The organism is Acinetobacter johnsonii CIP 64.6, from assembly GCF_000368045.1.
Classification (GTDB): domain Bacteria; phylum Pseudomonadota; class Gammaproteobacteria; order Pseudomonadales; family Moraxellaceae; genus Acinetobacter; species Acinetobacter johnsonii.
In genome coordinates, this window is the sequence record NZ_KB849236.1 from 718031 (window position 1) to 727532 (window position 9502).

7 protein-coding genes and 1 pseudogene are annotated in these 9502 nt (G+C 41.6%); 1 reads left to right on the forward strand and 7 read right to left on the reverse strand.

The window, feature by feature from the left end:
- Positions 1-93: 93 nt before the first annotated feature.
- The 7 genes from cysE to F986_RS14640 all read right to left on the reverse strand — a co-directional run bounded on the left by cysE (position 94) and on the right by F986_RS14640 (position 8910).
- Positions 94-903: a serine O-acetyltransferase gene (cysE, locus tag F986_RS14610; RefSeq protein WP_004696365.1), complete on the reverse strand. Its 810-nt coding sequence runs from the start codon at positions 901-903 to the stop codon at positions 94-96.
- On the reverse strand, positions 896-1744 hold the full coding sequence (locus F986_RS14615; RefSeq protein ID WP_004696367.1) for an RNA methyltransferase: 849 nt from the start codon (positions 1742-1744) through the stop codon (positions 896-898). The genes cysE and F986_RS14615 overlap by 8 nt, the downstream gene beginning before the upstream one ends.
- Positions 1745-1777: 33 nt before the next feature.
- The gene (gene dnaE / locus F986_RS14620; RefSeq protein ID WP_004696369.1) at positions 1778-5347 is read right to left on the reverse strand and encodes a DNA polymerase III subunit alpha; all 3570 of its coding nucleotides are present in this window, start codon (positions 5345-5347) and stop codon (positions 1778-1780) included.
- Positions 5348-5531: 184 nt separating this feature from the next.
- Positions 5532-6161 carry a hypothetical protein gene (locus F986_RS14625; protein WP_004696371.1) on the reverse strand — a complete coding sequence of 210 codons (630 nt, stop codon included), beginning with the start codon at positions 6159-6161 and terminating at the stop codon, positions 5532-5534.
- An 85-nt stretch (positions 6162-6246) separates the two neighbouring features.
- Positions 6247-6942 (reverse strand): methionine ABC transporter permease, encoded by a 696-nt coding sequence (locus tag F986_RS14630; RefSeq protein ID WP_004696373.1) that lies wholly within the window; start codon positions 6940-6942, stop codon positions 6247-6249.
- The gene (locus tag F986_RS14635; RefSeq protein ID WP_004696375.1) at positions 6939-7964 is read right to left on the reverse strand and encodes a methionine ABC transporter ATP-binding protein; all 1026 of its coding nucleotides are present in this window, start codon (positions 7962-7964) and stop codon (positions 6939-6941) included. Before F986_RS14635 ends, F986_RS14630 begins: the two co-directional genes overlap by 4 nt.
- 73 nt (positions 7965-8037) lie before the next feature.
- Positions 8038-8910 (reverse strand): MetQ/NlpA family ABC transporter substrate-binding protein, encoded by an 873-nt coding sequence (locus F986_RS14640; protein ID WP_004696377.1) that lies wholly within the window; start codon positions 8908-8910, stop codon positions 8038-8040.
- Between the two features lie 489 nt (positions 8911-9399).
- On the opposite strand from F986_RS14640, the pseudogene F986_RS18315 reads away from it, so the two are divergent.
- Positions 9400-9502: pseudogene (locus F986_RS18315) on the forward strand (IS5/IS1182 family transposase); the annotation flags it as partial.

Here is a 9502-nt window from a genome sequence, read left to right on the forward strand (position 1 = left end):
GGTATAAAAGGCATGTTCGTCAGTCTAAAAAAACTCTGATGAACATGCAAGGTTTGCTATAGGCAGGTTTTCAAAAACTAACACTTTTCATGTTTAGTCGTTGGATGGCAGGCTTTGAGCTTCACATTCGCGGCGTACATCTTCCAAAATTTTCAATTCTTCAGCACTAAAGGGTTGTTCATTTTGTTGTTGCTTTTTAAAAGTTGGATCAAGCAAAGACAAACGTTGGCATAGAGTGTTCATCCGTTTCTCATTCAGCTGAATGCGGTCAAGTAGAACACGCATACCTTCAAGAATTGGATCAGACTGGTCTTGCGTTGCAGCATAAGGTTGGAAACCAATACTTTCTGCATAATCGCGACGACGTGTTTCTGCTTCATCTTTCGGTTTATCTTTAGAAATAAAGCGTGCAGGGTTACCAACTGCGGTCGTGTCGGCTGGAACTGCTTTGGTGACGACTGCATTTGAGCCGACTTTCGCATTTTTACCGACAGTAAAAGGGCCTAAAATTTTAGCACCAGCACCAACCACCACGCCGTCTTCTAAGGTCGGGTGACGTTTGCCTTTATTCCATGTAGTTCCACCTAAAGTGACACCATGATATAGGGTCACATCGTCGCCAATTTCAGCGGTTTCACCAATCACGACGCCCATGCCATGGTCAATAAAAAAACGACGACCAATTTTAGCACCCGGGTGAATTTCAATACCTGTTGCAAAACGGCTAAAAGAAGACAATAAACGTGCTGAGCCTTTACATTCTTTTTTCCATAACTCATGCGCCATACGGTGCATGATCAAGGCATGAATGCCTGGATATGTGGTTAGAACTTCTAAAGTGTTTCGTGCCGCAGGATCGCGCGCGAATACAGCTTGTATATCTTCTTTGAGCTGTTTAAGCATTAGATTGATCCTCTGTTTGATCCGTATTTGACTTTTTCCATGTGCCGTTATTTAAAGCTTGTACACGACTAAAAATACCACGAAGTAAATGATATTCCATACGATCTAATTGTATACGTCCAAAAAGACGACGCAAGCGTAAAGGCAGTAATCGTGGATTTTTGGGATCTAAAAATTCAATCTCGGCCAACATTTTTTCAATGTGCGGGTAGAACTGTTCCATTTGCTCATGGGTGACCAAAGGCTCATCCCATTGCATAGACTCAGTATCTGTGACAGGCATGGTTGCAGCTTCATCTTCAGCGCTTTCTACAGCAGCAAGAGTTGCCATACGCATTTCATAACAAATCACTTGAATGGCTTGAGCCACATTCAGTACACCATAGTCTGTATTTACAGGAATGGTGACATGATAGTTAGCCATGGCGAGTTCTTCGTTGGTCAGTCCGCGGTCTTCACGGCCAAATACAACAGCAACGTCTTGCTGATCATTCACCACTGCTGAAATTGATTTTTCAGCTGCGGGACGTGCGTCTAGCAAAGGCCAAGGAATGGTACGACTACGCGCACTCGTGCCAAACACTAAATGGCAGTCTTTGATGGCATCAGCAAGGGTTTCAACGATTTCAATCTGCTCAATTAAATCAGTTGCACCCGCAGCCAAAGCATCGATATCGGGATGTGGATAGGTTTTTGGCGCAACCAAAACCAGTTTTGAGAGTCCCATCGTTTTCATGGCGCGCAGTGCGCTACCAATGTTTGCAGGGAGTGTGGTATTGACCATGACAATACGCACATGGGAGAGATGCGCTGAAACAGCGGCATTGTCAAATTGGCTCATGATTTTTCCAATGAATCTTTAAAATTTAAATAATTAAGAGAACTGACCGACTTCAGCCTGATATAAGTCCATGGCATCATCCATGCTCATATCCGCAGGTGGCGGTGGTACATCTACAGGTTTGGCTTCTTCATAGCTCACCGCTTTGGCTGCTTTGGATTTGACTTGATATTCCACATGAAGATTTTCTTTACCAAAATAGTCACGGAGTTTAGAAAGTAGTTCATCCTGCGGCGCCACTTTCCAATTAATCCCTAAGTGTAATTCGGCCGTGGCATACGGGTAGTCCAACAGCAATTGCAGCGGAATGTGATTACACATATCGACATTACAAAAGGGTGCAAGTATATTTTTTAAATCTTGACTCAGTGTTTTTGTACTATGTGTTGGGTCGAGACGAATTTGAATACAGTTGGCGCGTTTTTGACGAATTTCATTCAGAGTAAATGCTTTGGTTAAGCGTCCCATTGGACGGTCAAAACCTTCACGCTCGTAAATTTCGCCTTCAATTACCACGACTTTTTCATTTTGAATGATGTCTTTAAAACGCATAAAGCGTTCATGATTCGCAGAGACTTCAATTCGTGAGGTACCATCATCCAACGTCACCATCATTCGGTTCGGGAAGTTAGCTACATCAACCACGAGACCTGCAAAAACCGTAGTAACACCACGACGGGTTGGGGTAAGTTCATTAATTTTATTCGGAATAAACGCTTTCAACTCAGTGCGATAAACATCGATTGGGTGGCCGGTTAAATACAAACCTAGGGTGTCTTTCTCACCTTTGAGACGGACTTCATCTGACCAAGGTTTAACGGGTTTAGCGGGTTTACGTTGTACTTCTTCAACCTCACCAAACAAGTCCATGATGCCTGTTTCACGGTTTGAGCGAGCTTGTTCAGCCGCTTGTACCGCTTCAGGTAATTGCGCCATTAGACTTGAGCGTTCAATGCCGAGACAGTCTAAAGCACCTGATCGAATCAACGCTTCTAAAGTCCGCTTATTAATTTTTTTCAGATCAATACGATGGCAGAAATCAAATAAGTCACGATACGGCCCATCTTGAATACGTGAGTCAATGACTGACTGCATCGCTGCTTCACCGACGCCTTTAATTGCACCGAGCCCATAGACGATCGTTTTGTCGTCCGAAGCATGGAATTGATAGATAGACATATTGACCGAAGGCGGCAATACCTCTATATCGTTGTGTCGACAGTCATCAATCAAGAACACCACGTTATCGGTGTTTTGCATTTCCGATGACATCACCGCTGCTAAGAATTCAGCAGGATAATGCGCTTTGAGCCATGCAGTTTGATAAGCTACAAGGGCATAGGCTGCGGCATGTGATTTGTTAAAACCATAACCTGCGAACTTTTCCATATAGTCAAAGATATGGTTGGCAGTGGCTTCATCAATATCTTTTTTCGCTGCACCTTCCGTGAAAATTTGGCGCTGTTTGACCATTTCTTCAGGCTTTTTCTTACCCATCGCACGACGAAGTAAGTCCGCGCCACCCAAGCTATAGCCCGCACAATACTGTGCTGCCTGCATCACCTGTTCTTGGTAAACCATAATGCCGTAAGTCGGCTCAAGTACACCTTCAAGTAGGGGATGAAGATATTCAAACTCGCCACCATGCATACGGTGGATAAAGTCTGGAATCAGGTCCATCGGACCCGGACGGTAAAGGGATACGAAGGCGATAATTTCTTCAAATTTGCTTGGGCGTGCTTCCTTGAGCATTTTTTTCATGCCCACGGATTCAAACTGGAAGACCGCTGTGGTGTTGGCATTGGCAAAGATCAGGTATGCATCTTTGTCATCAAGCGGAATGAACGCAATGTCTAAAGGCACATCTAGCTGAATGCGCTTATTGATATTCTTCACGGCATCTTCAATGACCGTTAAGTTGCGCAGACCCAAGAAGTCGAACTTTACTAGACCTGCAGATTCAACATCGTCTTTATCGTATTGCGCAACACGGCCTGTACCATCTGCATCACACAGCACGGCAGAAAAGTCGGTAATTTTAGTCGGGGAAATGACCACGCCACCTGCGTGCTTACCTGTGTTACGGGTAATGCCTTCGAGTTTTAATGCCATTTCCCAAATTTCAGCGGCATCGTCATTGTCTGGGTTAGATGGGTTGGTGACAATGTCTTTAAGTTGTGGCTCTGCTTCAATCGACTCTTCGAGGCTTAGACCTAAAGGCTTGGTCGGAATCATTTTTGAGATTCGGTCTGCCAAACCATAGGATTTGCCCAAGACACGTGCCACATCACGAATAGCACCTTTGGCTGCCATGGTGCCGAAAGTGGCAATTTGTGATACTGCATCGCGTCCGTATGTACGCGCCACATAGTCAATCACACGATCACGACCAGCAATACAGAAATCGACGTCGAAATCGGGCATTGAAACACGTTCTGGGTTTAAGAAGCGTTCGAAGAGTAGTCCGTATGGGAGAGGATCGAGATCCGTAATTTTTAAGCTGTAAGCAACAAGTGAACCTGCACCTGAACCACGACCTGGACCAACGGGAACGCCATTACCTTTGGACCATTGGATGAAGTCCATGACAATCAAGAAGTAGCCCGGGAAACCCATTTTAAGAATGGTCCCGATTTCATACTCTAAACGATCATCATATTCTTTACGTTTTTGAGGCCAGTATTCATCACGCGTTTCAGGTGGATATAAAAAGTCTAAACGCTCTTCTAAACCTACTTTGGATAAATGTGCAAAGTAGGTGTCGATGGTATGGCCTTCTGGAATAGGGTAGTCAGGCAGGAAGTATTTACCTAATTGCAGGGTAACGTTACAACGTTTAGCAATCTGATAAGTATTTTCAATTACAGAGGGAATGTCTGCAAATAATTCCGCCATTTGTTGGCCAGATTTAAAATATTGCTCTGGAGAGTAATTTTTTGGACGGCGGTTATCCCCTAATACATAGCCATCGGCAATACAGACACGGGCTTCATGTGCTTCAAAGTCTATTTCTTTCATGAAGTGCACATCGTTGTGCGCAACTACACCAATATTGTATTTTTTAGCCAGTTTTAAGGCTTCATAATTGAAGTCATCTTCACCTGAGCGTTCTGTTCGACATAGGGCTAAATAAACACGATTGCCAAATTTTGCAATCCATTCTTCGAGTAAAGGTTCGGCTTTTTGCGGATTCGATGTACAGAGCATTTTGCCGACATCAGATCGCATGCCAAGTAGCGCAATCAGGTCATGGTTTTGTTCTAAAATCCAGTCTTTTGCAACGCAAGGAATATCAAGCTGTTGACCACGGATAAAACCTTCTGAAACCAGTTCGGTTAGATTACGCCAGCCAACATTGCTCATCGCCAATAATGTCACGCGATGTTCAGCATCGTTCAAGCGAACTTCTGAACCCATAATCGGTTTGATGCCATTATCTAAGCATTTACCATAAAATTTTACAGCAGCGTGTAAGTTAGATAAGTCAGTAATGGCAAGGGCTGGCATACCTTCTGCCTTAGCAGCTTTGACTAAATCAGGTATACGTACAATTGATTCTGTGATTGAAAATTCTGTATGAATACCAAGATGTACAAAGTGCATAAGTGAGTCCCTGCAAAAACCGCTGAATAGTTTAACATGCTCTGCCTTCATTCTGAGTGCGATTCAAATGAATTGGCAAAATTTAATAGGCCGCAGTGTTTGGACTGTTTATTTTATTGTCAGTAAGTTTAAAACGACTTAGAAAAGGCAATGTTAGTCGCATTGTTTCTTGGCATAAAAGCCTTCAGCAGGCCACTGCTTGCTGAATGGCAAAGTTGCTTAACCGTCCATTCTTAAAACCAAAGTTGAGATAAGCCGTGTAGGGTGAGGCAAAGTTTTGTGATTCTTTTAGAAAGGCTTTGATTTCATTGGGCTGCAAGAGCAAAACTTGGGCTTCACCTGATGCTGCCATGCCTTGTGCACTGTATGTAAAGTCTTGTTTAAACTGCTGCAAAGTATAATTCGGTGTGATCTGAATATTTTGCACGCGTATATTTTCGCTCATCGTTTGAGTGCTTTTCCAGTCAAGCCAAACACGGCTTTTGGTTTGACCGAGTTGTTTTAAACTCGTTTTGTCTTTATAGAATTTTTCAGTCAGAATCTTTGGATTATCTTCGTTAAAAATCTCAAACTTTAGGCTTTTGGACTGGGTACTGGTAATACTGTATTCATAGTTGCCTGTACATTCGGCATATTGTTTGCTGGTTTTTCCATTCGGAGGAGCGAGTAATTGACTGACTTGATGTGCTGTCACAGATGCATTGAGTTCAACCTGATTCACTTTCATACTGGTGACGTAGTTATAGGGATTTGAAGCTGCATGGCTGAGCATCGGCAAAAGACTTAGACTGATCAATAGAGTTGTTATTTTCATCGTTATAGCTTTTAAAAGTGTTGTTTGCCAGATTATATAAAACTTAGACCTGAAAAAAGCTCCCAATATTGAGAGCTTAATTTTGTTAGCGTAGTTTAGATAGCCAATCGCCAACGGATTGTACAATTTGTACCATGATCAACAGCACAATCACCGTGAGGATCACGACACTGGTGTCAAAACGTTGATAACCATAAGAAATAGCAAGGTCACCAATACCGCCTGCACCCACTGCACCGGCCATCGCGGTTGCACCAATTAAGCTAATCGTGGCTGTGGTTAAGTTTAAAATCAGTGAACTGCGTGCTTCAGGTAAAATAAATTTAAAGATGATTTGTAGCGGAGTTGCACCCATGGCTTGTGCAGATTCGATAATCCCCTCATTCACTTCAAGTAATGAAGTTTCCACCAAACGACCAATGTATGGTCCAACATAAATGGTGAGCGGAACAATCGCTGCCCACGTGCCAATCGATGTTCCGACGATGAGTTTGGTTAAAGGTAAAACCGCAATCAGTAAAATAATAAAAGGCAGAGAGCGCAGGGCATTCACAATCGGGTTGAGGCTGTGATAAATCGCTTTGTTGGGCAAAATACCATCAGGACGTGTGACCAATAAAATGATGGCCTGAATAAAGCCCCAAATACAGCCAAATAGCATTGCAAAAAACACCATATGAAATGTTTCTTGCAAAGCAGTAATAAACTGGTCAATCGATAAAGAGCTTTTCCAAAAAGGCGCTGTGATTTGAGTTAACCACTGGACAATTAAATCTCTCATGCCAGCTCTCCTGATTGTTCAACAGCCACACCATGTTGTTTTAAAAACTCAACCGCTTCAGCAATCAGGCTTTCATCGCCCAAGAGCTGAACAAACATTTGTCCAATCACATTGCCATCAATTTCAATCATGTTGGCAAACAGGATATTGAGACTAATATCAAACTGTTTAATTAAGTTTTGAATTACGGTTTCGTGTGCAGAGTTACCCAGAAACTGTAAGCGGTAAATACTATGATGATGCTTATGTTCGAGGTTATTCAGAAGTTTAATCGGTAGTTGTTGATGCAAAATCGTTTGAATAAAATTCTGTGTTGTTGCATGTTGCGGGCGACTAAATAAGTCCACCGTTTTCCCCGTTTCAACTACTTTGCCGAGTTCCATCACGGCCACATGTGAGCAGATGCTTTGAATCACATCCATTTCATGCGTCACCATGACGATGGTAATACCTTGCTCTTGATTGATTTTTTTGAGCAAGTCTAAAACTGACTTGGTGGTTTGTGGGTCTAGTGCAGAAGTCGCTTCGTCACAAAGTAATATTTTAGGATGGTTGGCAAGCGCACGTGCAATACCGACACGTTGTTTTTGACCACCCGAGAGCTCATCTGGATAAGCTTCTTTTTTGTGTTTGAGATCAATAAACTCAAGTAGCTCATTCAAACGTTTTTCACGTTCAGCTTTGCTATAACCTAAAAGTTTCATGGGCATTTCAATATTGGCTGCAACGGTTTTGGTTTGCAGTAAATTAAAATGCTGGAAAATCATGCCAATATTTGCACGTTCTTGACGTAATGCTTTTGCATCTAATGCAGTAAAGTCTTTCTGATTGATAATTACTTGGCCTTCGGTTGGACGTTCAAGTAAATTGATCAAACGAATGAGGGTACTTTTACCTGCACCACTATAGCCAATAACGCCAAAAATACTGCCTTCTGGAATGTCCAAATTGATTTGGTCCAGTGCAGGAATGATTTGGCCTTTCAGCTGATAGTGCTTTGAAATGTTTTTAAATTGAATCATATCGTCAAAAACTACACAAAAATGAAAAAACAGGCAAAGAGACTTTGCCTGTTTCGTTGATTTGATTATATTACTATTTAGCTTGAGTAAGGTAGCTTACTGGCTTGTTCACATCAATTTTTGTGCCGCCAAAATGTTCTTGAACATATTTGCCTACTGCAGCGACATGGTAAAGCTCACCGACTTTTTTCAGTACAGGGTCATTTTGACGCGCTTCAGCCACCGCAAGTACGTTTACGTTCATTTTTGTGGTTTGATCGATTGGCTCATAGTAAATCGCATCTTTCAATACGTTTAGACCGCCTTCCATTGCAAGGGTATTACCCAAAACAATTGCATCAACTTCGTCTTTCACACGTACAGCCGTTGCCATTTGAATAGGCTTGATGACGAGAGCTTTGTTGTTTTCAACGATGTCTTTCGAAGTGCCCTTCACGAAGTCAAAGTCATTTTTTAACTTCACTAGACCCGCAGATTGTAATAATAACAATGCACGTGATTCGTTCGCACCATCATTTGGAATCGCAATCGTTGCACCATTTTTAAATTCAGCCAGTGTTTTTACTTTGCTTGAATAGATGCCCATTGGTTCTAAGTAGGTCGTTGAAAGAGGGGCAATCTTCGCTGTGTTCGCTTCATTATATGCCACAAGGTAAGCATAAGATTGGAATGCGTTTACATCGACTTCATTGTTTGCAACAGCAGTATTCATTGCAACATAGTCAGTGAAGTTTTTAATGTCTAACTTTAAGCCAGCTGCTTTAGTTTCTGGCAAAGTTGCAATATAGCGCCAAATGTCTGCATCAGACCCAGTCGATGCGATGGTTACTGTTTGCTCAGCTGCTGCAGTATCCGTTTTAGCCGCATCTGCTGCAGGTGCTTCAGGTTTACTACAACCCGTTAAAACAACAGATAAACCCAGCGCAATTCCTAGAATTTTTTTCATTTTTTCTTCCCGAGTAAGCACCCAAACGAGGCTTAACTTAGCTGAACAATAGAGAGATCGATTGATTTTAAATCAGGTATTCCTGATTTGATGCATATGACTGTAATGTGAGTTTTGCAAGTGTGCAATTCGATATCAGTCGAATATGTACTTTCACTTTGGAAAAGATTAACTTTTTCAAATCACTAGAAACATCTTTGCTCAATCGTTAAATTTTGCACATCATATCAACAAAGTAATATTCGATATAGAGCATAAAAGTTCAATACTTATCTTATTTAAAGATTAGTAATTTGAATTTTGTTTATAATTTTATAATGAAAACAATATATTATTCTTAATTAATCTATTTAAAAATAATAATTTGCATAAATTTTGTTCTTTATAAGATTTTATCCAAACTAAATACAAAAAATAGATATAACGAGTATAAAGGGCTTTGTTGCACAAACCTATCTGTAAAGGGTTTTTCAGCGATATAATTTTCAAATGAAGAAGCCTACACACAAAATCTACCGCACAACCAATTGGCCCGCATATAACCGAGCACTCATGAGTCGCGGAAATATTGCCATTTGGTTTGATCCTGCTA